Origin of the sequence: Haloarcula pellucida (assembly GCF_014647235.1) — an archaeon.
GTDB classification, from domain to species: domain Archaea; phylum Halobacteriota; class Halobacteria; order Halobacteriales; family Haloarculaceae; genus Haloarcula; species Haloarcula pellucida.
This window is the reverse complement of sequence record NZ_BMOU01000003.1, coordinates 33,038-59,255: the sequence shown is the minus strand read 5'-3', so window position 1 is coordinate 59,255 and position 26,218 is coordinate 33,038. Positions and strand designations below refer to the sequence as shown.

Genomic DNA, 26,218 nt, shown 5'->3' with positions numbered 1-26,218 from the left:
ACCTAGTCGTGAAACGGTATCGTCGGACCGCGTCCGACTGCTATCGCACGTCTCCGATCTCCGATTCAGTTGTGCTTTCCGGTCACGTGGACCTGCAACCGATACTGACAATCAATTTTCATCTAAACGCTCTGCTTTCTCCGTCTCGCTCCCCATCACCACTCGAAGGTGTGGCCTGCGATACGGACGAATCCCGACAACCCGACCGATCCGTGTCCCGAATTGCGACGGAGAGCCCGCGAACTCACAGCCGTACTTATGTTATTTAATCCTGCACGTTCTCGATTTTACGTCCGTTTATCGCCGTCCCGCCGCCGACGAGAGACGGCAGTCTCGGCCGTGTTTCTGTCGTCGTTCGCTGTGGGCGGTGAGAGCGGTCGTTGCGGAAACGGCTCCCGGTGCGGTATTTCGTTCTGCTGTGGATTCGCGGTGATACAGCCGAAACCGCTACTCGTTTCGTCGAATTCACAGAATACAGTTCTCCCACGGACACCTGAATAGGTTGCCTATACTGGTCGCAACGCGCGCAGTACACTGGCTGACGGCGTCTATGAGGGCTGGGTAACAGCGCAATCGGTGGGATCGGCGGCCATCGCACGACCGAGACCGTGCGGCGGTGTCGGAGGGTTCTGTTAGGACGGTCTTACCCGAAAACGGGGCTCACATCTCCGTTTCAAACGACCGTCGTTCCCGGGAGCGTCGCCGAACGAGTGGTTCGACGGTCGCCCGTTCCCGAACACCACGTTCGGGTGAGGGCCGCGACTGCCTGTCCGCCAGCCTCCGATCCTTACGTCTCCTTCTCGTGAGTTTGCGAGGGTGACTCTCTCTCGGAACGAGGATACCGGGCCGTCCAGCTCAGTTTGTGGAGTTCGATGGCGACTGCGATTGTCAGGGCGGTCGCACCGAGAACGAGCCACTGTTCCGGACCGACGGGTGCCGTTCCGAGGACTGCCTGCGCGGGTGGGAAGTACATCGCCCCCAAGTGAATCACGAACGCTCCTATCGTCCCGGTAAGTAAGATCGGGCTCTGGAGCGGTGACAGCCGGAACAGGGACGTCGTCTCGGATCGAGCGTTGCCGATATTGACGATCTCGAACAGGACGATAAGCAGTAGCAGGTGGTTGCGAGCGGCAGCCTCTGAGAGACCCTGATCCAGTAACCAGACGAACGCTCCGAACCCAATCACGCCAATTACGAGTGCGGCGACGAGCACCCGCTCTACCATGATGCGATTGAAAATCCGCTCGTCCGGCGACCGTGGAGGGCGATTCAACACGTCGCCTTCCTTGGGTTCGAAGGCCAGAGCAACGTCTTGAACCCCGTTCGTGACGAGGTTCAGCCAGAGGATCTGGACGGGTACCAACGGGAGCGGGAGCCCGGCTCCGAGACTCATCAGGACGAGTACCACTTCGCCAGCGCCGGTAGAGACGAGTAAGTAGATCACCTTGCGGATGTTGTCGAACGCGATCCGGCCCTGTTCGATGCCTGCGACGATCGTTGCAAAGTTGTCGTCACTGATCACTAAGTCTGCTGCGTCGCGCGCCACGTCAGTTCCCATCTTCCCCATGGCGATCCCGATATTCGCCTGCCGGAGCGCTGGTGCGTCGTTGACGCCGTCGCCCGTCACAGCCACATACTGTCCCATATTCCGGGCGGCTTCGACGATTTTGAGCTTCTGTTCCGGCGAGACGCGCGCGAACACCCGAGTCGTTTCGAGAATCTCCTCGAGTTGTGCTCGCGAGGCATCGACGAGTTCAGCCCCGGTCGTAACCTCCGCTGGGAACTCGGCAAGCCCGATATCGCGGGCGATTGCGAGTGCGGTTTCCGGATGATCTCCGGTAATCATCGTGACCGAGATGCCGGCCTGTTGTGCAGACACTATCGCCGCCGCGACACCGGATCGAAGCGGATCCCTCAACCCGATAAACCCCAAAAACGTCAGCTCTGTCGGCACGGGTGGCGGGTGTCCGGTCCCGGTGTCCGGCTCCAGCGATCCGTCAGCGATAGCGAGCACACGATACCCGTCGTGAGCCATCTCGTTTGCCTGCTGCTGGAGTGCCTGCTGTGAGAACTCACCTTCGCTTGCAGCCGTACACATCTCCAGCACACGCTCGGGCGCCCCTTTCACGAACACCTGCGTCTCGTCGTCTGTCCGGTGGAACGTCGCCGCGTACCGCTGCTCTGGTTCGAAGGGAATCTCGTCGGTCTGTGGATGCGCACCGAGCGCCGACTGGCGGGCCCATCCGAGTTTCTGACCGAACGCGAGGAGGGCGATATCGGTCGGATCACCGCGCCACGTCCACTCTTCTCCCCGTCGGGACAGCTGTCCTTCGTTGCAGAGTACAGACGCTCGGCCGAGACGAGACAACTCGTCTGCGCTGTCCGGCTCCGGGGGGTGTCCGTCTTGGAGGACACTCCCTTCCGGCGTGTACCCCTCGCCGGTCACCTCGAACGTGCTTCCATCGGGGAGCTGAACCTGTTTGACGGTTAGCTCGTTGGCCGTCAGCGTCCCGGTCTTGTCCGAGGCGATCATCGTACAGCTCCCGAGTCCCTCGACGGCCACCAGACGTCGGACGATGACGCCAACCTTGGCCATTCGCCGGCTCGCAACGCCCAGTGCGACGGTGATTCCGACGGGGAGTCCTTCCGGAATTGCTGACACCGCCAGAGCGACGGCAAACAGGAACATCTCGACGGCGTCGTACTGCTGGATAAAAATCCCGAGGAGCGCGGTGACCGCCGCGGCGACGAGTACGACGAGTCCGACGACGCGGGTGAACCGCTCCATGCGCGTCACGAGGGGTGGCTTCCCACCCTCGACGGACGTGACGTCCTCGGCCAGCCGGCCGACGACTGTGTCGGTACCGGTCTCGACGACGACCCCGCGTCCCCGACCGCGGTTGACCACGGTCCCCGCGTGAGCCATGTTCCGCCGGTCTCCCAGCGGCGTCCGGACATCGCTTTCCCAGTTTTCGTCTTTCAGGACGGGCGCTGATTCGCCAGTGAGTGCTGATTCGTCGATCTCCAGACCGTGTGTCGAGACCAGACGAACGTCTGCAGGAACGCGGTAGCCCGATTCGAGAAGCACGACGTCACCCGGAACGACTGCCTCCCCGTCGACGTCGCGCGTCTCTCCGTCTCGGATGACCGTCGCGCGGGTTCGGATGAGTTGCTGTAGTGCCTGGCTGCTGCGTTCCGCACGCCATTCCTGACTCCCGCCGACCAGCGCATTGACCACCAGTACCGCAGCGATGAACCCGGCGTCTGTCCCCTCACCGATGGCGAACGAGACGATTGCAGCAATGGCGAGGATGTAGATGAGGGGGTTCTTGAACTGGCGGAGAAAGATTTGCCAGACGGTGACCGGCTTCGCCTTCGGGAGGCGGTTCGGTCCGTGTTCAGAGAGGCGGTTTGTGGCTTCCTCGGTCGAAAGCCCGTCTGAGTCAGTCGCAAGTGTGTCGTATATCTGGCCGCGCCTCTGGGAATACCAGCTTTCGGTGTCCGACGAAGTGGCGGTTGCCATCGAATACAGGGCGTACGGGAGGAGATGACTTAGTTGTCAGTGCTTCAGACAGTACGGCAGACAGGAGTCTGTGCTTCGACTAGACGGTGTTTTCGATGCGGATTCAGTGCACGGCCGATCGATCGCTGGCGTCTGACAGTGACAGCAACCGTCTTTCAGTCGGCACTTTGCTCGGATGGATCAGGTTGACCTGTCTGGAGGGACTCGTCGATGCGGTTGCAGGATGGCGTTCGTGAACGTCGAAGCCACATTCTACAGGACTGCACTTCTGCTGTCCGTGTCCGGTACAGTCGTCTCCATCTGGATGGAAGAGACCCACCGCGACTTCGGGACCCACGAGCCACCTGCTCCGGCTACTGAACAACCAACCCGTGTCTGAAGAGTAGCACTTTGGTCCGCTCAGACGCTTTCTAGACCCGTTTGTCCTCTATCAGCGCTAGTTATTATCGGGGTGTTTGGAGACGCCGGTTTGCGAAGCTACCGATTCGTTGGTCGCGGTATCTCCGCTCGACCGGAACTGCTTAGCCCAGACACGCCGAAACCAAACTCAGCGAAGTACCAGCGAGAATGGGCCACTATCTCACGATATGGAGAATATAGTTAAAGTATGCCTAATTCTGTACCCATACTCGGAGATATAGAAGAGAAGAAACTAACTATCCATCAATAGTGCTGTATTCGTAGTACTGATTGCGGACTTCGATCTCGTTTTTCGTATATCGAAGCACTTCTAGCAAATTCGCCATGTACCTAGAGGTAAATCGGTCTCTGGGGCCAGTGATACCCAGCGACACCATGACTTCCTCGTCTTCGTCGAATATTGGCACTGCGATGCCGCGGACGCCTCTGAGGTGCTCCTCGTCGTCTATCGCATAGCCTTGGTCACGAATCCGTTCGAGTGCTGTTTCGAGATCACTTCGTGACGTCAGTGTCTCCTCGGTGCCTTTCGGTAGCCCGTGTGCTTCGATGATCTCCGTCCGCCGCTCCAGTGGTAGGTTCGCAAGGATCACTTTGCCGAGTGACGTCCAATGCATCTCGGTGTGGTTGCCAATGGGAATTTCGTCGCCAGCGGCCTTCTCACCCGAACTCCGATAGAGGATTACCCTCTGTCCGTTCTCTTCGATCCCGGCCCCAGCAATTTCGCCGGTTTTACGGCTGAGTTCCTCGACCTTGTTCCGGAGCAGTCGGCCGACGTCCAACTGGTGGCGAACGCTACCGCCGACCTCCAGAAACCTGAACGACCGCCGATACTCCCCCGATTCCTTGACGACGTAGTCTCGCTCGACGAGCGTGTTGAGATGGATAAAGACCGTACTCGTGGGGATATCTAACTGCGTAGCAAGTTCAGAGAGGCTCACTGGCTCGAGTTTGCCCAGAGCGGATAAGATATCCAACGTCGTCTCGACGGCGCTGATGGTTTTCTTGTCTTGCGTCGGCATGTCTCACTCCTATTTTGTCCAGAGTGAAATAGCTTCCCCCACCGCATAAAAATTTTCCAACAGAGTTGAAAACTGGTATCATCCGTCCAACCCTCATACACTAACGAACGTACCTGTGTTATTTTCATTGGGATATCGGTCCACGAAGAATGACAACAACTCACATGGGGAATCGATCTCCCGGGCCAAGGTTCTGATTCCGACGATATAGCCCCTCTAATGCCGCATTCTCGATTGCGCCGACGTTTCGACGGACGTCACTCAGCGCGTTTCAATAGGGTTGAAAACCCAACCAACGAACCTGCAAGACTGGATTTATTGCAGATAGAGGCGCTCTATCGACCATCCCCGTATCCGGCCGTCTCGAAGACCCCACGAGTAGCAACGTACCCCGACACGGTTAGCACCGCAACGTCGTGAGGTTCTGGCTCCCTTCGTCCGCGTGACGGCCAAACCGCTGCTTTTGACGTGGTTGTGTTGTCTACTGGGACGGATACTGCCAACATTTATTACCCATGATTGAGACCATTCTCTCACTCGGTATGAGCGAGGTTACACTATCAAACGTCAGCAAGGTATACGACGATGACGTCCTTGCAGTCGAGGACCTGTCCCTGTCCGTCGAAGACGGGGAATTCGTCGTCGTCGTCGGCCCATCGGGGTGTGGCAAATCGACCACGCTTCGGATGATTGCTGGGCTCGAAACAGTCACGGACGGTGAGATCGCCATCGGTGGACAAGTGGTCAACGACGTCCGTCCACAGGACCGGAACATCGCCATGGTGTTCCAGAGCTACGCGCTCTACCCGCACATGACCGTGCGCGAGAACATGTCCTTCGGGCTGCGTCTGTCCGGCGAGTACGACGACCAGATCGAACAGCGTGTCGAAGAAGCCGCCGAGCTCTTGGAAATCTCGGATCTCATGGCGGACCTGCCGAAACAACTCTCGGGCGGCCAGCAACAGCGCGTGGCGCTCGGACGGGCTATCGTCCGTGATCCAGAGGTGTTCCTGATGGACGAGCCCCTGTCGAATCTCGACGCGAAGTTACGGACGCAGATGCGCACGGAGATTCAGCGGATTCAGGAGGAACTCGACGTCACGACCATCTACGTCACCCACGACCAGACGGAGGCGATGACGATGGCCGACCGTATCGTGATTCTCAACGAGGGGGAACTCCAGCAGGTCGACCCGCCCGAGCGCTGCTATGACGAACCAAACAACGAGTTCGTCGCGGGATTCATCGGCTCGCCCTCGATGAACTTCTTCGAGGTGAGTGTGACGGCCAGCGACGACGGTACCCGATTCGATTCGCCCGATGTCGGATTTACGCTCGACGTCGACATTCCTGCCGGGGAGTACACCCTCGGCGTGCGACCGGAGGACTTCGTCGCCGAAGGCGCCGGTGAGTACATCGATACGGTCGTCGACGTCGTCGAGCCGATGGGTTCGGACAACTTCCTCTATCTGGAGACGGCAGGCGGCTCTACGGAGGTCGTGGCCCGGGTCGATAGCGAATACCGACCGCAGCGGGGCGACGAGATATCGCTGGGATTCCACACAGACGATATGCATCTGTTCGAGCCCGACGGCGAGCGCGTAGCGATGACTCAGCTACGGCGGACGGAGTCGGCATAACATGTTGTACGAGACTATCGGTCGGAGGGAGTGTGAGTGGGCCGGGATGACTGCGAGCGAGGTCCGAGATGTCGGCGAGCAACGTGGCTCCGTCCTCGTCATCCCCGTCGGGAGCGTCGAACAGCACGGCAACCACCTACCGGTCGTCACCGACACGCTTCTCGTCGAAGCGATGGTCGACGCCGCTATCGAGCGCTTAGACGACGTTCCCGTCGTCGTGACACCGCCGGTCTGGAGTGGCTTCTCGCCACATCACTTGTCGTTCGGCGGCACCCTGTCACTCGAGTTCGCTCACCTGCGAGCGACGCTGGAGGATATCGCACACACTGGCATCCAGAACGGGTTCGATGCGGTGCTGTTCGTCAACGGCCACGGCGGGAACGGCCCGCTCATCGACGCCGTCGTGAGTACCGTCGGCGTCGACACCGAGGCGGAGGTACTCGGGACGACGTATTTCCGATTGGCATCGGACCGAATCGAGGAACTCCGGACGACCGAGACGGGCGGGATGGCCCACGGCGGCGAGTTCGAGACGTCCCTCATGCTTGCCCTGCGACCGGACCTCGTGGGCGACCCGGACGCCCGAGACGGCGAACCGATGGACGAACACTACGAGTGGGGCGGACAGGACTTGCTCGACGGGGGCACCGTTACCGTCTATCGCTCGTTCGACGCGTATTCGTCGTCCGGTGCCATCGGCGCGCCAAAGCGGGCGAGCGCCGAGACGGGCGACCGAATCCGCTCGATCATCGGTGAGGAACTCGCGGCTCTCATGGTCGCGATTCACGAGAACAATGCCTGAACAGCGAGCCACGCGATACAAACACAAACAATTATGTACATGGGACTGAGTGACACTAATGATGCAGCCCGATAACAACCCCGAGTCTAGCGACGACAGTATCGACCGCCGACAGTTACTGCAGGCACTCGGCGCAGGCGGCGCCATCGCCATCGCCGGTTGTAGCGGCGACGGTGGTAGCGGAAGCGATGGCGGCGACGGCGACAGTGGTAGCGGAAGTGACGGCGGCGACGGCGGTACCCAGAGCGTCCAGTTTCTCACGATGGGCGTCGGCGACAACATCAAGCAGTTCTTCGAGGAGAACAACGCGGCCTTCGAAGAAGAACACGGCGTCGACGTCGAGTTCACCAGCGTTACGTGGGACAACGCCCGTCAGACCGTGAACAACCGCGTCGACGGCGGCCAAGCACCCGACGTCAGTCGGTGGCCTGCGCGTTGGATCCCTCAACTCGTGGGCAAGGACGCGCTCGAACCGCTCGACGACATGATGGACGGCGAGTTCGGCGAGCAGTTCTACGACGGCGTCGCCGAGGGGACGATGTACAACGGCTCGCATTACGGCGTTCCGTGGGCCGCCTCGAATAAGTGTCTCTACTACAATAAGGACGTCTTCGAGACGGCCGGTCTCGACCCCGAGAACCCGTCGCTCGATTCGTGGCAGGACATGGTGGACGCCGCAAAGCAAATCCGCGATAGCGATGCCAGCGTGCCTGCCCTCGGGCTTGCGGGGGCCGACGCCATCGAGACCGGGTCACAGTACTATCACTACCACTGGTCGCACGGCGCAGACCTCGTCGACGACGAAGGAATGCCGGTCGTAAACTCCAGCGGGGCTGTCGACGCCCTCTCGCTGTACACCGACCTCCACCTCGAACACGACGTCACACAGTCCTCGCCGCTCTCGTCGACTCGGCAGGACATTCGGCAACTGTTCGAGAACGGTGACCTAGGAATGGTCATCGGACACGTCTACACCGGACTCAACATCACCTCGGCACAAGAGAACGACGAGGTCGACTTCGACTACGGCATCGTGCAGGTACCCCGCGGGCCCGAGGGGCGATACAGCCTCTTTACCATCGATACGCTCGCCATCCTGAGTCAGAGCGAGCACAAGGACCTCGCACGCGACCTGATTCGCTTCTACTTCGACGAGGAACGCCGGTTCCAGTACTCGAAGCAGAAAGGCTTCCTCCCGGTCGTCGAAGCCGTCGGCGAGCGGTCGTACTTCTCCGACTCGAAGAACTGGGGGCCGTTCGTCGAGGCGGGACAGTACGCTCGCGCTCGGCCGAAGCTCAGTAACTTCAGCGAGTTCAACGACCGGATGGTCCAGGCGATTCAGGAAGCACTGGCAGAACGGAAGACGCCCCAGAAAGCGCTCAATGACGCCCAGAGTGATCTCGAAGATGCCATGGAGTGACAGACAGGAATGAGTCTGGCAGAGGAATATACCGAGGCGTCCGAGGACTCACGTCTCGAACGAGGGTTGGCGTACGTCCAGCGAAACAGCCGCGCGTATCTCCTCATCGCACCCGCAGCCCTGTTCCTGTTGGCGGTCGTCGGGTACCCGATTATCGAGACGTTTCGGCTTTCGCTGTACCGGTCGCCGGCCGACTCCACTATCGAAACGTTCGTCGGACTCCAGCACTACGTCGAGATATTCGACAGCGACATCTTCTACCGATTGCTCTGGCAGACGGGGCGCTGGGTTCTGGCCGGCGTCGCCGGCAAGACGGTTCTGGGCCTGCTCATCGCCGTCCACCTCAAGGGGGACATCCGCGGTCGGAAGTTCTTCCGTACCGCGTTCCTCATCCCGTGGGGCATCCCCTACGCCATCTCGGCGGTCGTGTTCCGCTGGATAGAGCACCCGCAGTTCGGCTACCTCAACGCCATCCTGCTGAAACTCGGGGTCATCGAGCAGGGCATCGGTATCCTCGGGAACCCATCGATAGCGTGGCTCGGCGTGGTCGTCGCCGACATCTGGATCGGGACGCCGTTCATGGCGATCATCTTCCTCGCGGGGCTCCAGTCGATTCCGCAGGAGCTGTACGAGGCAGCCGCCATCGACGGCGCAGAAAAGTGGCACCAGTTCCGCTACATCACGCTCCCGCAACTGAAGAGCGTCATACTCATCGCCACGCTGCTGTCGACCATCTGGACGTTCGTCAGCTTCGACGTCATCTGGACGATGACCGGTGGCGGTCCCATCAGTTCGACGGCGACGCTCGTCATCCACATCTACCAAGTCGGCCTCCAGAACGGAAATCTCGGACGCGGGGCCGCCTACAGCGTCATCGGGTTCCTGTTCCTGCTCGTCTTCGCTATCATCTACCTGCGCATCTACACGCGCGGAGGTGACGAGCTATGACCATGGCGGGCCACGACCGGAGCGGCCTCCGCAAAGTCCGCCTCTACGGCGTGCTGCTAGCGCTGCTCGGGCTCATGATGCTCCCGTTCTACACCATGTTCTCGAGCACGTTCAAGCCCGAATCGGAGATATTCTCCGCGCCGGCGACGCTGTTCCCCTCCGACCCCAGCTTTCAGGCGTACGTCGAGGTCTGGTCACAGACCGACGTGCTCCTGTGGATCGGGAACAGTTTCATCATCTCGCTGGGGACGGTCGTCCTCACGCTCCTGCTGGCGATTCCGGCCGCGTACTCCTGTGCCCGGAACGACTTCGTCGGCAAGCGGACCTTCCTCCTCTCCGTGCTGGTCGTCCAGATGTTCGCACCGGTCGTGCTGATCGTCGGCCTGTTCGACGTCATCACCCAGTTCGGCCTGTTCAACACCTATCTGGCCGTCATCATCCCGGCGGCGGCGTTCACCCTGCCGTTCAACGTCTGGATGCTGTATGGCTACTTCAAGACGATACCCGTCGCGCTCGAGGAGTCGGCGCGTATCGACGGCGCCAGCCAGTTGCAGATCCTCACGAAGATCGTGTTGCCGCTGACCAAGCCGGCACTGGTGGCCAGCATCACTTACACGTTCCTCTACGCGTGGAACCGACTGCTGTTCGTTCTCACCTTCCTCACCGACAGCGCGAAGTACAACATCCCACGCGGTGTCTTCTCGATGGTCGGCGCGCTACAGACCGACTGGCGGATGATGCTCACGGTGTCGGTCATCGGCATCATCCCGCTGTTGATCCTGTTTGCCTTCCTCGAAGAGTACATCGTCGCCGGGATGACCGCCGGCGCGGTCAAAGAGTAGCGCCTCTACTTTTATTATCGCCCCGGTGGTCGCTTGGGTATGGAATTCGCGACGTGGGCGTACCCATGGGATATCCTGGACGAAGGCCCGGCCGAGGTCGAAGCGCGGCTTCGGGGCATCGGCATCGACGAGGTGAACCTCGCGACGAACTACCACACGGTGCAGGCGTTCACACCGCACAATCCCGAGCGGCGAACGCTGTTCGCCCGTGCGAGTTCGTACTTCGAGACCGGTCCGGACTACGGACAGCTCGAACCAATGCCCTACGAGGGGATGGACGGCGACTGGGTCGCCGACGTCGCCGACGGCCTGACCGACCTGACAGTGACCTCCTGGACCGTCGGCTGTCACAACTCCCGCCTCGGAATGGACAACCCCGGATGTACGCTCGAATCGGCACACGGGGACGACCTCGTCTTCGGTCTGTGCCCCTCGAACCCCGAGGTCCAGCGGTACCTCACGGCACTCGTCTCGGACCTCGCGTCGCGCGACGGACTCGACCGCATCGAGCTAGAGACCTTCGATTACTTCTACGGGACCGGCTTCGGCTGGCACCACCAGAAGATTCACGCTCGGCTGGGGCCGCTCGGCGAGTTCTTTCTCGGGCTGTGTTTCTGTCCGCACTGCCGCGAGAACGCGACGGACGCCGGCGTCGACGTCGGCCGGGCCCGCACGACTGTCGCCGAAACACTCGACGCTATCGTCGCCGGCGACGTGGCATACGACCGCTCACCGGAGGCGTGGCTCACGGAGCACAGCGCCGTTGCCGCGTACGTCGACGTCCGCGAGCAGACGCTGACGTCACTGTACGCCGAGTTGGCAGACGCCGCCGGATCGACGCCGCTCGGCTATTACGTCGGCGCACCCGAACCCGGTCGTGAGTGGATGGTCGGTGCCGACCTTGCGGCACTCTCGACGCACGTCGATTACTACTGTCTCCCGGCCTACGAATCGACGACCGAGGCGGTGCTGGAAGCCTATCGCACCGTCGAGAGTCTCGTCGACGACATCCCGCTCCACGTCGGCCTCCTGCCGGGCCACCCGGCGATTCACGACGAGGCAACCGTCGTCGATATCGTACGGACTCTCGAGTCGAGAGGGGTCCCACGCCTCTCGTTCTACAACTACGGACTCTTACCGGAGCAGTCGTTGCAATGGGTCGGAGCCGCCATCGACGCGGTGAACACGTAGCCCGAAACGGTACTTTGATTATAGTTCCCGAACGACGGGCTTGCATGGAGATAACCGGCGTGTCAGCGGTGACTGTAGACGTACCGCTGGCCGACCTAGACGATCACCTCGGAATCGGTCCGTACGTGACCAATCACGGGCGGCTAGAATCGATGGAGCGAGTCCTCGTGCGCGTAGACACGGACGAAGGCATCAGTGGCTGGGGAGAGATGCGTGTCTTCCTCTCACCGGCGGCTACCGAGTCCATCATCGAAGACGGTGTCGGCCCGATGATTCGGGGCCAGTCGCCCTTCGAGATCGAACGACTCCGGCGACAGGTGTTCGTCGAGTACACGAACGTCGACATGTTCTTCGCGGCCGTCGAAACGGCCTGCTGGGACATCGTCGGCAAAACCCTCGACCGCCCCGTCTACGAACTCCTCGGCGGGTGGACGGCACCGACACAGGGGTCCCAGCAACACCGACAGAGCGTCGACGGCGACAGTACCGCACCCAGCGACGTCCCGATCGCGTTCTGTCTCGGCATCCTCTCGCCCGAAGAGTCACGCGTCAAGGCTCGGGAAGCCCTCGAAGCGGGTTTCAGCGTCCTCAAGACGAAGGCCGGGCGGGACTGGCGACAGGACGTCGAGCGCATCGTCGCGATGCACGACGAAGTCGACGGGCAACTGGAGTTCCGCCTCGACCCGAATCAGGGCTGGACGCTCGACCAGGCGGTTCGCGTCGGCGCGATGCTCGAAGACGAGAACGTCTACCTCCAGTACATGGAACAGCCGATTCGAGTCGATTCGCACACGTCGTTAGCCCGCCTGCGACAGCGGCTCAGACAGCCAATCGCCCCGAACGAGGATACCTACATCTCACACAACATCCAGTCGCTCGTCGAAGCCGGTGCGATGGACGTGGGCGTCATCGACCTGACCCCGGCCGGCGGTATCAGCGGCCTCCGCCAGCAAGCCGCCGTCCTCGAAGACGCCGGCGTCCCCTTCACGCACCACTGTGCGTTCGATCTGGGGATTCGGACAGCGGCCATCCTCCACGCGTTCACCGGTATCCCGGGCTTTGCCCTGCCGCCGGATTCGACGTACTACGGCTGGGAGGCGGACGTCATCGAGAACCCCTTCGAGGTGACCGACGGTCGCCTCCCGGCCCCGGAGGGCCCCGGACTCGGCATCGACGTCGACATGGACGCGGTCGAAGAGTATCGAATCTCATGAGCGGACGAGAACAAGTTTCAATAGGGCAGCCTTCGTGGGTGTCATCGCTATGGTAGAGCTATCGTTAGCCGACCGCCCGGCCATCGTGACCGGTGCGTCTCGGGGAATCGGACGCGAAATCGCAGCCCGGTTCGCCGAGGCGGGCGGCGACGTCGTCGTCTGTTCGCGCACCTACGAGGACGTCGACGCGGTTGCGACGGAACTGACCGCCGAACACGACGGCCGCGTCGTCCCGGTCGAATGCGACGTCACAGACAAAGACGCCGTACGGGACCTCGTCGATACGACGGTCGAAGAGTTCGGCACCGTCCGCGTACTCGTGAACAACGCCGGCGGGGCAGACGAGTCTGCGAACCTGTTACACCGCTGTGACGAGGCGACCTTCGAGTGGATGGTCGATCTGAACCTGAAGAGCCAGTTCCTCCTGAGCAAGGAGGTGCTGCCGGCGATGGTCGCCGCTGGCGGCGGGTCCATGATTCACATGGGATCGGTCAACGGCCTGTTCGGTATCGGCCTCTCCGGATACTCGGAAGCCAAAAGTGGGCTGTTGGCGCTGTCGCGGAACATCGCCGCCCACTACGGCCAACACGGTATCCGCTCGAACGTCGTCTCTGCGGCCACCATCGAGACGGCAAACAGGCGCGCCGAGATGGAGAACACGGAGGAACGGACCGGTGAGACGAGCGCTCGAGAGCGCTGGCTCGATCAGTATCCGCTCGGTCGGTTCGGCACGCCGAGAGAAGTCGCCGACACGACCCTGTTCCTCGCCTCCGAACTGTCGAGTTTCGTCACCGGCGAGAATCTCGTCCTCGACGGCGGACTGACGACTAGCTTGCCGACGCCGTTCATCAACGACGTGTACGACGCGGACGAACCACCGACGACCAACTGAGTCACGCGACCCATGGAAGAACTAACCACCGACGACGCACCAGACAGCATCGGACCGTACTCACAAGGCATCGCGACCGGAGACCGTATCTACGTCTCCGGACAGGGCCCGGTCGACCCCGACACGGGCGAGGTGATTCCGGGAACACCCGGTGAGCAGACTCGACGGACGCTCGAGAACGTCGAGGCCATCCTGCAGGCCGGCGGCGTCTCGCTCGACGACGTCGTGAAAGCGACCGTGTTCGTGAAGGACATGCGGTACTACGACGAAGTCAACGAGGTCTACGGCGAACTCATGTCGGCGCCGTATCCCGCTCGGAGCGCCGTCGAAGTCGTCAAACTCCCCGTCGATATCGACGTCGAGATAGAGGTCGTCGCAGAGCGGTAGCATGGAGCGACTGGTTGTCTTCGACCTCGACGGGACACTCACCCGACAACGAGGGGGCTTCGACCTCTTGCATACGCTCTACGGTACGACACCGGCGGGCGACGCGCTGATGGACCGACTCGAGGCGGATCAGCTCTCGTTCGAGGAGTGGTGTCGAGCGACCGTGGAGGAGTGGCGTACGAGCGGGATCACCGAGTCGGATATCGACCGAGCGACTCGTGCAGTCAAGCCCAAAGCGGGGGCACCGGAACTTCTCGCTCGACTGCACCGCGAGAACGTCGCATTCGGGATACTCAGCGCCGGCATCGCGAACCTCGCTACACAGTTCGAACAGTACGACCCCGACTTCGTACGCGGAAACTGGCTCCAGTTCGAGGCCGGGAAGCTCTCGGGCATCGACGTCGGCGTTGGCCCCGACCAGAAGGGTGCGATACTGCGACGGATACGCGATACACGGAGCCACATCGACATCACGTACGTCGGGGATTCACACACCGATACGGAGGCGTTCGTCGAGGCAGATACCGCAGTCCTGTTCGATCCGGACGACCGTGTTCCCGACACGGCTGTCGACGCCGCCGATACGGTCGTAGAATCGACCGATCTGAAAGACGTTACGTCGATTATGCCGGTAGATTGACGGAGAGTTGAATACCTACGGCGAAAAATTCGAATTTTGGGATATAAATGCTCCAGTATGGTGTTTCATCCGGAAGTTTATACACACCTGCCGTTCTTGAGTAGCGGATTGTCGATCAGTTCGGAGCAGTCACTGGCAACCACAGTTCTCTGGTGATGAGTCTATGAGCACTTCACCCCCACGAGGATCCGTCTGAAACCGTCGCAGCGGGCAGACTGCCGAACCCTTCGGTTTGGATAGACGCGATAACGCAAGCATCGACTGACGGCAACCCCTTCAGTACGCAGCAACTGGCAAGAAGCGTCGGCTGTATCCCCGTCCTACTGCGCTTCTTGTCCGCTTAGCGGACTGCGATGCTCCGTGAGGACGAAGCCTCACAAAGAGGTAGTAGGGGTGGAGAAGGGCTGGATGGCGCGTGGGGGTGGAACGCAGCCGGTGTGGGTAGGTACATCGCCATACCGGCAACTTCGAGTTTTGGCGTGACGCTGCATAGACGTGCCCGTCTGTCCCGGTGCAGCCGAGATAGCACACGCGACAGCAGACGTATCCGTCCAACCGTCCCACAACGGCTGTCGACGAGTTCGACCTGCCCATCAGCTTCGTCCTCGACGACGCCCAACGCCTGTTCGTACCCGTCCCAGTCGTGAGCGCCACTTTCACCGTCGACGCCGAGAAACAGTGGGCGTCGTCAGTTGCCCGCGGGCACTGCGGTGCGTACAGACACTGTAGACCTCAGCTACACTGGACGCCCGTCACTTCGAACCGGGCACCACCGTCATTGCCTGTCGTAATTCCGAGTTCCCACCCGTGGGCGTCGGCGATTTGTTTGACGATTCGGAGTCCGAACCCGGTACCGTCGGAGGAGGTCGTGTAGCCGGACTGAAATACTCGCTGCCGCGCAGCGTCCGGAATGCCCGGGCCGTCGTCCTCGACGTAAAACCCGTTGTCGAGGCTGCCGACCGTGATCGTCACCTCTTTGCCGCCGTGGTCGATCGCGTTCCGAATAAGGTTCCATAATAGCTGTTGGAGACGAGTCTTGTCCGCTTGAACGGTGGTCCCGTCTGCTATGTTGAGCGATGCGTCGTCCGTATCGGTGGACCGCCAACACTCCTGAACGCAGATAGCCAAATCGACAGGTTCGGGCTCGACGACTGATTTACCAGCCTGAGCGAGGGAGAGTACATCTTCTATGATGTCACCCATTCGCTTGTGGGCCTGTGCCACCGCGTCGAGATGCGCGCTATCGCACTCCTCGCGGGCCAACTCGAGCCGCCCCGAGGCGGCGTTCAACGGGTTCCGTAAATCGTGAGAGACGACACCAGCAAACTCGTTCAGGCGTTGGTTTCGTTGTTCGAGTGCCTGCTCGTACTGCTTGCGCTCAGTAATGTCACGGACGAATGCCAGGAGGCAGTCTTCCTCACCAATCATGGTTCGTTCGAGTACGACCTCGCCCCAGAACTGGCTGCCGTCCGCCCGCTCGAACAACCAATCGAACTGCTGGGACTCGCCGTCGAGCGCCAGCCGAATCTTTTCCATCGCCGCCTCCTGGTCGAACTTGGGGCCATCAGCGCTGATCTTCTTGATCTCCATCTCCTCGAGTTCGGCTGGGCTGTAGCCCATGAGTTCGGCGTACCGTTCATTGACTTTCCCGATCACCCCCCGTTCCGGGTCGTTGAGAGCGATACCGACCTTGGCCTTATGGAAGATATCCTTGTAATCAACGGCTGCCATGCATGTGCTGTGGAATAACAGACACTTATGTTTGGGGCGGATTCGGTGAACCGCTAGATGGCGTCGGCTTCGCCCGCCAGAATCGGCGGATGAAGCGGGAAACCGCCGATACCTCTGTCGGCGAGTTCCCGCTTCAGGAAGACCGCTCGGTCAGAACCGGCAGCTACAGGGAGTTGCAACGGTATCTGTCTGCGAATCGCGACCGCACGTTCAACGACGAGACTGGTACCCACTCGAAGGGTCCGCTCCGTCGGTGGTCGCTCTCGACCTACGCGTTCCGCCGATTTACTTTCTCACTCTTCCCTCTGATTCGGGGCGGGTTCGCGCTGGACGACGAGAACGGGACCGAGGAACCGGTTGGCGACCTGCGTCGCTGGCATACCGAACACGAACGTCGCCAGGGACGGGTCCGTCTCACCCATGACGACGACGTCGAACGCTGCAGATGCGTCGACGATCGCATCGAGGGGGTCTCGATCCCGCTCGACTCGTGTCTCGATCGTCGACGTGTCGATACCGCGGTCTCCCAGTCGTTCTACCAGTCCATCGAGAAGGGTCCCGATGTCCTCGTCTGTTTCCTCGTTCTCGGCGACGTGATACAGCGTGATCGATGCGTCCATCGCACCGAACACACCGGCAACGACGCGCGCAAGACGATCGACTCCTACGGTCCCACGGACGGCAACGAACACGTCTTCGACCGCTCCCGTGGCGTTCGGGACGAGCACGGCCAGACAGTCGTGCTCGGTTATCGTTCGGTCGATCGTCTTCTGACCGTCGTGAGTGAAGACGAGCCGCCGCTCGACGGTCGCTCCCGCCTCCTCGAATATCGCCTCGTACTCGTCGAGCCGGTCCTTGGCGCGCTCCTCGAACTGCATCTGTGCCTGCCCCGGTGCAGTCTGTTCCGGAATGACGTGATAGCCCAGGAGGACGACGTGAGCGTTCGCGAGGAGGGTCGGAACACCCTCGGGGACCGACTCCCCTTCGAGTACGCGAATCGGGACGAGTATCGGTGGACGGTCCGTCATTGTCAGATGTCCCCTTTGAGTGTGACGTCCCCAGCGTAATAACGGTACCAGAGGTACGAGACGAGCATCACCCCGACGCCGATACCGATCGAGGCAGGTTGCATGAAGGCGATCAGTCCGAAGCTCGCGAGCGCACCTACGGCCGGGACCACCGGATAGCCCGGTACCCGGTAGCTGGGCGAGTACCACTCCGGGTTTCGCCGCCGCAACACGATCAGGGCGACACACATCAGCCCGTACATGATCAGGTGGAGGAACGAAGCGACCTCCGCGAGCAGTTCGACCTGACCGGTCGCGACGAGAACGAGGATCGGGCCACCGGCGGCGAGCAACGCGACGTGTGGCGTGCCGTATCGGAGGTTTACCTCGCTCGCCTTCCTGGGAAGCAGGGCGTCACGGCTCAGCGCGTACACTGCTCGCGAGGCGCTGAGAATCGATGCGTTCGCACTCGAGAACGTCGCCAGCAATCCGGCGCCAAGGATCGCGACCGCGCCCGGCAGCCCGAGGAAGTCACGGGCCACCTCGACCATCGCCGTCTCCCCGAACTGCCCCAGCCGGTTCGCACCGAACGCGCTGGTCGCGACGAAGATCGTCACGACGTAGAAGACCGTAACGACGAGAACCGACCCGACCATCGCAAGCGGAAGATTCCGTCCCGGTTGTTTGATCTCGCCCGCAACGGTCGCGACCTGAGCAAATCCCAGATACGATGTAAACACCAGCGCAGCTGTTGTCAGCACCGGGAAATGTCCTCTGGAGAAGAACGCCCCCGGGACGCTTCCACGACCGAAGACGCCCACGGCGTCGAGGACGCCGTACGAGAGAAATCCCGTGAGCACCACGAGGAGGATTCCGACGACCACGTTCTGGAGAGTGGCCGTGTTCTCTGTGCCGCCAATACTCAACGCGGTCAGGACGACTCCGAACAGTAACCCGATCCCGGTGACGGGACTAAACGAGAGCCCGACGCCGAGTTCGGCGAACACGGCGCTCGCATAGTGGCCGAGCCCGACGAGGTAAAACGCGGAGGCGAACATCAGTCCCAGCCACAGGCCGAGGCCCACGATCGCACCGTAGGCCGTCCCCATCCCTCGCGAGATGAAGTAGTAGCCGCCACCGCTACGGGGCATCGCCGTGGCGAGTTCAGAGGTCGGCAGCGCCACGAGCAACGCGATGACCCCGCCGATCGCGAACGAGACGGTGGCAGCAAGCCCCGCATTGTTCGCTGCCAACCCCGGAAAGACGAAGATGCCCGCTCCGATCATGGTCCCGATTCCGATCGCCAGCCCACCGACCAGCCCGATGGTTCGCTCCAGTTCGACGTCGTCGTCGTGGACGGTCGTATCGGCGGTGACGGCCTCTGGCTCCGCTGCAGGCGCCTCACCAGCGACGTTCTGCCCGCCCGGGTCGACGTCGACAGGCTGTTCGGTCATGCGGAGTGATTATTTCAATAGCCAGATAAAATCGGCGGTGAGTGAGGTCGGAGCAGACGACTCCTGCCTGGAACCGGCTGCTGTTCTCGCCGGCCCCGGCGACGACGAGTTCATCGCCGTGAGGTTCAAACGCGTAGCGATTGGTACGGCGTCATCATCTACTGCGTAGCAGATTCATCACGAGTATCAAAAGGTTATTTATCAGGTATCTTCTACGATGTATCAGTTCAGCAAATGGGTGGAGTGGGGAACTACGCAGTCGTCACGGTAGCACTGGTACTAGCACTCGCGCCGGTTGCGTCAGTCGCACAGCCGGCCGCCGCAAGCGGCGTCGGGGTTTCGGCGACGCTGAGCGACCTCCACGCCGACAGCGGGACCGTCTATCCGGGCGATACGGTCTCTGGAACCATGGTCGTCGAGAACACCGGGGATGAGCGGCACACGTTCTGGGTCGATTTCTCGGCAGAGAACCCCGACGGGGTCTGGTCGCTCGGTACGGGCCGGCACATCGAGTTGGCGCCCGGTGAGCGCCGTGTGATCGAACTCTCGTGGACAGTCCCCGAAAGCGCACAGCCAGGCGTCTATAACGCTGGGGCGGCGATCTACGAATCGGAGAGCAAGACCAACCGGCTCGGCGGTGACGAGGAACGGGACGCGTTCGAAGTCACGCACCCAACTACCGAATCGACGATCACCGGGTTCGCCGTCGACGGCGGAACATATCAGCCCGGAGACACCGTCACTGGGACCGTTACCGTCGAGAACACCGGCGATACGACCCACTCGTTCTGGGTCGACTTCTCCGCGGAGCGGCCAGCGGGCGGCTGGTCGACCGGTGCGGGCCGATACCTTGATTTGTCGCCCGGCGAGTCCCGGACGGTCGAGTTGACCTGGACTGTCCCCGACGGGGCAGCAACAGGGTCGTACGACGGCGGGACAGCCGTGTACAAGTCAGCGAACAAGGACACGAAGTACGACGGAGCCTCTCGGTCGGACGCCTTCCGAGTCGACCAGCCGACGACAGCGGCGCAGATCACCGGGTTCGCCGTCGACAGCGGGACCTACCGGCCCGGAGACACCGTCACTGGGACCGTTACCGTCGAGAACACCGGCGATACGACCCACTCGTTCTGGGTCGACTTCTCCGCACAGCGGCCAGCGGGCGGCTGGTCGACGGGTGAAGGCGGATACGTCGACTTGTCCCCGGGCGAACGCAGAACGATCGCGTTGGACTGGACTGTCCCCGACGAGGCACCAACAGGGTCGTACGACGGCGGGACAGCCGTGTACAAGTCAGCGAACAAGGACACGAAGTACGACGGGGCCTCTCGGTCGGACGCCTTCCGAGTCGATCAGCCGACGACAGCGGCGCGGATCACGTCGTTCGCCGTCGACGGCGGGACCCACCAGCCCGGAGAAACCGTCACCGGAACGATTACGGTCGAGAACACCGGCGATACGACCCACTCGTTCTGGGTCGACTTCTCCGCACAGGGACCAGACAGTGGTTGGTCCACTGGCCAAAGAGGATACCTTGATTTGTCACCCGGCGAGTCCCGGACGGTCGCGTTGACCTGGACTGTCCCCGACGACGCAACAGCAGGGACGTACGACGGTGGGACAGCCGTATACAAGTCTGACGCGAAGGAGACGAAATACGACGGGGCCTCTCGGTCGGACGCCTTCCGAGTCGATCAGCCGACGACAGCGGCGCGGATCACGTCGTTCGCCGTCGACGATGGTACCTATCAGCCCGGAGAAACCGTCACCGGAACGATTACCGTCGAGAACACCGGCGACACGACCCACTCGTTCTGGGTCGACTTCTCCGCACAGGGACCAGACAGTGGTTGGTCCACGGGCGAAGGAACATACGTCGACTTGTCCCCGGGCGAACGCAGAACGATCGCGTTGGACTGGACTGCCCCCGACGGCGCCTCATCGGGAACGTACGACGCCGGAACGGCGATATACGAGTCAGCGAACAAGGACACGAAGTACGACGGCTCTCGGTCGGACGCCTTCCGAGTCGATCAGCCGACGACAGCGGCGAGGATCACGTCGTTCGCCGTCGACGGCGGAACCCACCAGCCCGGAGAAACCGTCACCGGAACGATTACCGTCGAGAACACGGGCGACACGACCCACTCGTTCTGGGTCGACCTCTCCGCACAGGAACCAGCGGACGGCTGGACAACGGGTGAAGGCGGATACGTCGACCTCACGCCCGGCGAGTCCCGGACGGTCGAATTGACCTGGACTGTCCCCGACGGGGCCACAACAGGGACGTACGACGGCGGGACAGCCGTATACAAGTCAGCGAACAAGGACACGAAGTACGACGGTCAGTCCCGGCTCGACGCTTTCCGGGTCGACCGGCCAACGACAGCGGCGCGGATCACGTCGTTCGCCGTCGACGGCGGAACCCACCAGCCCGGAGAAACCGTCACCGGAACGATTACCGTCGAGAACACCGGCGACACGACCCACTCGTTCTGGGTCGACCTCTCCGCACAGGGACCAGAGGACGGCTGGACAACGGGTGAGGGCGACTATCTCGAACTGGCACCCGACGAGCGCCGGACGGTCGAGTTGACCTGGACTGTCCCCGATGGGGCCACAACAGGGACGTACGACGGCGGGACAGCCGTATACAAGTCAGCGAACAAGGACACGAAGTACGACAGGACCGCTCGGCCGGACGCCTTCCAGATCGAACGACGAACGTCGAGTGCGACGATCACGTCGTTCGCCGTCGACAGCGGGACCTACCAGCCCGGCGACACCGTCACTGGGGCCGCTACCATCGAGAACACCGGGGACAGGACCAACACATTCTGGGTGAACATCTCTGCCCGCGGTTCGAGTGGTGAGACCACAGCGGGTGACGGTCAGTCGGTGGCACTGAGCCCCGGCGAACGTCAGACAGTCGACCTCACCGTGACCGTCCCGGAAGAGGCCGACAACGGCAGCTACGACGGCGTCGCGACGGTCTGGGTGGAACCCGATCGGGGACCCTCACGGATGCGTCTCGATACAGCCGAGCGAACTGACGCGTTCGAGGTGACAGAGACAGCGACCGTCAGCGCACGCATCACTGGTGTCGACGTTGGGACTGGTGAATTCAAACCGGGCGAAACAGTCGAGGCAGTCGCAACCGTCGAGAACACCGGCAACTCCGAACGTACCTTTTTTGTTGGACACAGTGTCGTCGGTCCGAACGGCGACGAATATACGACCACTGGGCAGGTCGGTCAGTCCGTAACCTTGCGTCCGGGCGAGCAAATTGTAATCACACTGCCTTGGGCTATTCCCGAGACAGCCGCCAGCGGCGAATATACGACAGTCACGTCCGTCTGGCAAGAGCGCGACCCCGACAGTCTGCGTACACGAGTCGCGCACAAGCGAACGAGTGATGCGTTCAGTGTCGGCACACAGGCTGCTATCACGATTCAGGTGAGCGGCCCGAAGGACGAACCGATCGCAGGCGCGACAGTCTCCGTTGGTGAACACCAGAGCAAGGAAACCGGCGCTGACGGTACCGTACGGTTCGACGGTCTCTCAGATGGCACACATGCGGTGACTGTTTCTCGTGACGGATACGTCGACGAGCGGTTCAAAACATCGGTCACCGGGGACCAACAACAGTTACGAGAAGTCAGACTCGCTCGTCCCGAGGGCACGATACTCACCGTAGAAGGGGTTCCGGAGGCGTACCAACCCGGGGAGCGTTTCGAACCGTCCGTCACGATCCGGAACACGGGATCCAGCGAAGCCACATTTGCCCTGGAGATGGCAGAACCCAGTGGTATCGAGATCGACGGTAGCCAAACACAGAGGGTGACTCTGTCGCCGGGAGCAGAAACAACTGTCGAGTTCAGCGCGCAGTTATACGGGACAGATACAGATAGAGTCGTACGATTCGAACTTGCGACGACGGGCGGCCACGCCGTCGATGTCGACCGGCAGCCCGTCACGTTCACTGAGACGGTGCTGACTGTCACCGTCGTTGATAGCTCCGGGGCGTCAGTGGAAGACGCGTCGGTGTCTCTGCTGTCAAATTCGGAGACAGTCAAAACAAACACAGCGGGACAGGCCCGATTTACCGCGCTTACACCCGGACAACACGTCACAGAGGTTAGGCTCCCCGGAGTTGTTGGCAGCGAGACGACAAAGACCATCGACGTGCCTGCCGGTGAGCGCACCGAGACGACGGTCCACATTACTCGAACCGGTAGTATCTCTGGGACGGTAGTGAACGAGCAGGGCGAACCGCTCTCCGATGGGGTCGTTTCAATCAACGGCCAATCCGCGTTCGTTGGAGAGAACGGTCGATTCAGCTTTGACGATCATCAGTTCGCAGTTGGGAAGTCTTATACGGTTGATGTGACTCGTGACGGTGAATCGGTATACCGACAGGAACTCAGCGTCACCCCGGGCGAAAACGACGTCCAAATCACGGTCGACAGTGCCGACTCATCCGATAACTGGCAGCTCATCAGCAACGCGAATAAAGGGTCAATTCTCGGTGAAGTGGGTATCCAAATGGGTGTCTCAGGGGCACAAACACTAGAGTACCACATCGGATGGCTCGGATTCAGCATGGTTCCAGTCGCGGACGCGCCGGCCGACATACGCGACTGCCTCCTCGCCCCAAACGACGGGTTAGCTACAAACGGCCTTGATTGTGGTGGTGCTGCTGCAAGCACGATTGGATCGGCAGGAACCGTCATTGGCATCATGACGTCCCCTACGGGAGGTGGTGTTGCTGTCGCTGGAGGGAGCTTCTCACTCGATACCGCAGAGGATATTTCCGACGTCGCTAAGGTGTCTATCTCGGTAGTACAGAACGTCCCCAACAAGGTCGATGAGTGGGCTGAAATACTCATTTCGAAGGCCGGCAGTCGGGTTTCACGGGTTCTAGACAAAGTCAAAGACCCCGATACGGCCAATACGCTTCGGAAAGCGGTCGCCAAGACGAAATTCAAGAAAGCTGGATTCACTGCCGACGAGGCATCGCACCTAACTGATATCGTTCGTCAGTCGAACAACGTTGAAGCAGACGAAGTGATCAAGCTGACAAAGAAGATGGATGACCCCGTCATGGAACTGCGACGGGTTTCAAAAAACGAGGAAACTGGAACCGTGTACGCTCTTACAAAGGGCGAATATGACGAGACTGCCAACAAGGGATACGGAGTGGCGAAGATCCAATCAAAACATTTAGATAATTCTAATGCTGGCCCCGGCGTGACTAGGTTTGACCAGCAAGCAGATATGACGGAGTCGCAAATGAAGACCTACGTGACTAAAGCACTCCGAAAAGGAAAGCCAGACCCGGATGACCCACAAGCAATTGTGTGGGATGTGCCTAAGTCGGTAGCGGAAAAATACGGATTCAGCCGGATTCGGGTCATCGTCAGTAGTTCCAACAATCAGGTCACGACGGCCTATCCCAAGTTCGCCTCATGAGTAACGAACGCGCCTACCCCCTCGCCGAAACGCTGTCTATCGACGTCGCATTCGATAACGCAAATTCTGCAGCCACACAAACTGTACAACAAATCTACGGCGGTGTGAAAGTAGCTATAGATGGTCACGAGTTGACCCGATTCGAGTCACAGGACGCGCTTGAGAGCGAATATAACCAGGATTTTGAATATAAGGGAGAGTATCCGCTTCCGATCTTGCGCAACTTTTCAGCGAAGGCCTTAGAGTTCGCACGTGGTGACGTAGATCCGACGAAATCAACCGAATCTCGAATCGAATTATATGACGGGATGGGGTATATCGTCCTGTCGTGGCTAAATACATCGCGAGTCCGAATCGGATTTCAGACCGTTCCGATAGGAGCGGCAGTAGAACCCACAGTCCCCATCCGCTCGGCAGTCGGATTCGCGGTCAAGACCGAAGACTTGGCACAAGCAGTTCTGGAGGCTAACGAGGACATACTGGACTATATCGATTCCTCCGCAATTCAAAAGGGAGAGACCGTACGCGATTTTGAACAGACGATTGCGGAACTACGAGAAGTTAGCTACACTGGGGACGTGCCGTAGAAGAGTTCTCACACCGTGATCACGGTACTTCCCGGATTGTCTCCGCGTTCGTAGTTGGTGATCGCGACGATGCGGCACAGACACGACGTGAGGATACGCAAACAACGCGAGCGTCTCCGTCGCCACGACAGTAAAAAACGACTCTACCGAAGGAGCATCTTGCAGGGTCGCTGGGCTCATACCACCTCAGCGCTCACCCTGCTCTTTGGTGGGCTAATCGTTCTACGATACCCTCACAGTGAGAGGACTACACACCGGTCCACAGCGAGAGCAGCAGTGCGAAAACCCGCGGTAGGGTGGGGAAACGTCAACCGGTATCAGAAATCATCTTCACCAGCAGTTTCTGTGTCCGCTCGGGGTAGAACTGATCTTGCCCGGACGTGATAACAAGCAGTACCAAGTTTGAGGTATGATAATAAATCAGCGTGTTCTTCGTCCCCCGGTCATTCGTGTGTGTGACCTGTATCCCAGTTACGCCTGATGCGAGTTCAACCGTCTCGATCTCGCCGGAGTTTGATTCGAACGTATCGCGGATATCGCGTAATTGGGACGCCGCGTGGCTGGCCTGTTGGTACACGGTCGCCTCAGAATAGATCAGTCGTGGACTCGTCGAATCGTCGGCCCGCCGGAAGCTCCGAGCGTGCTGGCGCACGATGTCGCGGGATGCGTACCGTTCCCGCGTGTCACCACGTAGCTTGCTGGTCTGAACGTTCGTTTCGCCACTGTATTCGTACCCGTCAGGCACGTCTGAGAGACGTAAGACGATACTGTCGGTATCAGTTCCAGGACCGAAAGCCGGTTCCTCGTCGTCCGTCCTTGTTGCTGTATTCGTCCTTGTCGCTGTGTTCGTTCCTGTTTCTGTGTTGGCGGCCGAGGGCGTTGTCCTATCTGCGGGCGTGTCCTCGGTATTGTCCTCAAGGATACTCAATCGACCACAGCCAGACAAAAATATAGACCCTGCGGTCACAACGGTGAATCGACGGCGATTCATTGATAAGGGTGTGTCGTCGCGTATAGTTAAAGGATAGG

General features: G+C 60.7%; 18 protein-coding genes and 3 pseudogenes. 14 read left to right on the top strand and 7 right to left on the bottom strand.

Annotated elements, in window-relative coordinates; genetic code table 11:
* Nucleotides 1–787 precede the first annotated feature (787 nt).
* Nucleotides 788–3,523 (bottom strand): cation-translocating P-type ATPase, encoded by a 2,736-nt coding sequence (locus IEY28_RS10195; protein WP_188997001.1) that lies wholly within the window; start codon nt 3,521–3,523, stop codon nt 788–790.
* A gap of 214 nt (nt 3,524–3,737) precedes the next feature.
* On the opposite strand from IEY28_RS10195, the pseudogene IEY28_RS20960 reads away from it, so the two are divergent.
* A pseudogene (locus tag IEY28_RS20960) lies at nt 3,738–3,902 on the top strand (MFS transporter); the annotation flags it as partial.
* Between the two features lie 277 nt (nt 3,903–4,179).
* Here IEY28_RS20960 and IEY28_RS10190 read toward each other — a convergent pair.
* Nucleotides 4,180–4,962, bottom strand: a complete 783-nt coding sequence (locus IEY28_RS10190; RefSeq protein WP_188996998.1) for an IclR family transcriptional regulator — start codon at nt 4,960–4,962, stop codon at nt 4,180–4,182.
* A 542-nt stretch (nt 4,963–5,504) separates the two neighbouring features.
* Between IEY28_RS10190 and IEY28_RS10185 the strand changes: the two genes are divergently transcribed.
* From IEY28_RS10185 to IEY28_RS10140, 10 genes are all read left to right on the top strand, one after another.
* Complete coding sequence (locus IEY28_RS10185) at nt 5,505–6,602, top strand: ABC transporter ATP-binding protein (protein WP_188996995.1); 1,098 nt, start codon at nt 5,505–5,507, stop codon at nt 6,600–6,602.
* Nucleotide 6,603: 1 nt separating this feature from the next.
* Nucleotides 6,604–7,404, top strand: a complete 801-nt coding sequence (locus IEY28_RS10180; protein ID WP_166973419.1) for a creatininase family protein — start codon at nt 6,604–6,606, stop codon at nt 7,402–7,404.
* 61 nt (nt 7,405–7,465) lie between these two features.
* Complete coding sequence (locus tag IEY28_RS10175; RefSeq protein ID WP_166973417.1) at nt 7,466–8,824, top strand: ABC transporter substrate-binding protein; 1,359 nt, start codon at nt 7,466–7,468, stop codon at nt 8,822–8,824.
* Nucleotides 8,825–8,833: 9 nt separating this feature from the next.
* Nucleotides 8,834–9,772: a carbohydrate ABC transporter permease gene (locus IEY28_RS10170; protein WP_188996993.1), complete on the top strand. Its 939-nt coding sequence runs from the start codon at nt 8,834–8,836 to the stop codon at nt 9,770–9,772.
* On the top strand, nt 9,769–10,614 hold the full coding sequence (locus IEY28_RS10165; protein ID WP_188996990.1) for a carbohydrate ABC transporter permease: 846 nt from the start codon (nt 9,769–9,771) through the stop codon (nt 10,612–10,614). The genes IEY28_RS10170 and IEY28_RS10165 overlap by 4 nt, the downstream gene beginning before the upstream one ends.
* A gap of 39 nt (nt 10,615–10,653) precedes the next feature.
* Nucleotides 10,654–11,805: a hypothetical protein gene (locus tag IEY28_RS10160; protein ID WP_188996988.1), complete on the top strand. Its 1,152-nt coding sequence runs from the start codon at nt 10,654–10,656 to the stop codon at nt 11,803–11,805.
* Between the two features lie 44 nt (nt 11,806–11,849).
* Nucleotides 11,850–13,019, top strand: a complete 1,170-nt coding sequence (locus IEY28_RS10155) for a mandelate racemase/muconate lactonizing enzyme family protein (RefSeq protein ID WP_188996986.1) — start codon at nt 11,850–11,852, stop codon at nt 13,017–13,019.
* A gap of 49 nt (nt 13,020–13,068) precedes the next feature.
* Nucleotides 13,069–13,911, top strand: a complete 843-nt coding sequence (locus tag IEY28_RS10150) for an SDR family NAD(P)-dependent oxidoreductase (protein ID WP_188996984.1) — start codon at nt 13,069–13,071, stop codon at nt 13,909–13,911.
* Between the two features lie 12 nt (nt 13,912–13,923).
* Nucleotides 13,924–14,298, top strand: coding sequence for a Rid family detoxifying hydrolase (locus IEY28_RS10145; RefSeq protein ID WP_166973405.1), 375 nt, complete (start codon nt 13,924–13,926; stop codon nt 14,296–14,298).
* 1 nt (nt 14,299) lies between these two features.
* Complete coding sequence (locus IEY28_RS10140) at nt 14,300–14,938, top strand: HAD family hydrolase (protein WP_188996982.1); 639 nt, start codon at nt 14,300–14,302, stop codon at nt 14,936–14,938.
* Nucleotides 14,939–15,670: 732 nt separating this feature from the next.
* On the opposite strand, the gene IEY28_RS10135 is transcribed toward IEY28_RS10140, so the two are convergent.
* The gene (locus IEY28_RS10135) at nt 15,671–16,669 is read right to left on the bottom strand and encodes a sensor histidine kinase (protein WP_188996979.1); all 999 of its coding nucleotides are present in this window, start codon (nt 16,667–16,669) and stop codon (nt 15,671–15,673) included.
* 134 nt (nt 16,670–16,803) lie between these two features.
* Here IEY28_RS10135 and IEY28_RS10130 point away from each other — a divergent pair.
* Nucleotides 16,804–16,968, top strand: a pseudogene (locus IEY28_RS10130) (IS1595 family transposase); the annotation flags it as partial.
* Here IEY28_RS10130 and IEY28_RS10125 read toward each other — a convergent pair.
* Nucleotides 16,963–17,697 (bottom strand): universal stress protein, encoded by a 735-nt coding sequence (locus IEY28_RS10125; RefSeq protein WP_188996977.1) that lies wholly within the window; start codon nt 17,695–17,697, stop codon nt 16,963–16,965. The pseudogene IEY28_RS10130 and the gene IEY28_RS10125 sit on opposite strands and share 6 nt — an antisense overlap.
* A 2-nt stretch (nt 17,698–17,699) precedes the next feature.
* Entirely contained in the window at nt 17,700–19,130 is a 1,431-nt protein-coding gene (locus IEY28_RS10120; RefSeq protein ID WP_188996975.1) for an APC family permease, read from the bottom strand.
* Between the two features lie 408 nt (nt 19,131–19,538).
* On the opposite strand from IEY28_RS10120, the gene IEY28_RS10115 reads away from it, so the two are divergent.
* Nucleotides 19,539–24,602: an NEW3 domain-containing protein gene (locus IEY28_RS10115; RefSeq protein WP_188996972.1), complete on the top strand. Its 5,064-nt coding sequence runs from the start codon at nt 19,539–19,541 to the stop codon at nt 24,600–24,602.
* Nucleotides 24,599–25,189, top strand: coding sequence for a hypothetical protein (locus IEY28_RS10110; protein ID WP_188996970.1), 591 nt, complete (start codon nt 24,599–24,601; stop codon nt 25,187–25,189). The genes IEY28_RS10115 and IEY28_RS10110 overlap by 4 nt, the downstream gene beginning before the upstream one ends.
* An 8-nt stretch (nt 25,190–25,197) precedes the next feature.
* Here IEY28_RS10110 and IEY28_RS20955 read toward each other — a convergent pair.
* Together IEY28_RS20955 and IEY28_RS10105 are read right to left on the bottom strand one after the other, a co-directional pair.
* Nucleotides 25,198–25,308: pseudogene (locus IEY28_RS20955) on the bottom strand (IS5/IS1182 family transposase); the annotation flags it as partial.
* Nucleotides 25,309–25,496: 188 nt separating this feature from the next.
* Complete coding sequence (locus tag IEY28_RS10105) at nt 25,497–26,117, bottom strand: hypothetical protein (RefSeq protein ID WP_188996968.1); 621 nt, start codon at nt 26,115–26,117, stop codon at nt 25,497–25,499.
* Nucleotides 26,118–26,218 lie beyond the last annotated feature (101 nt).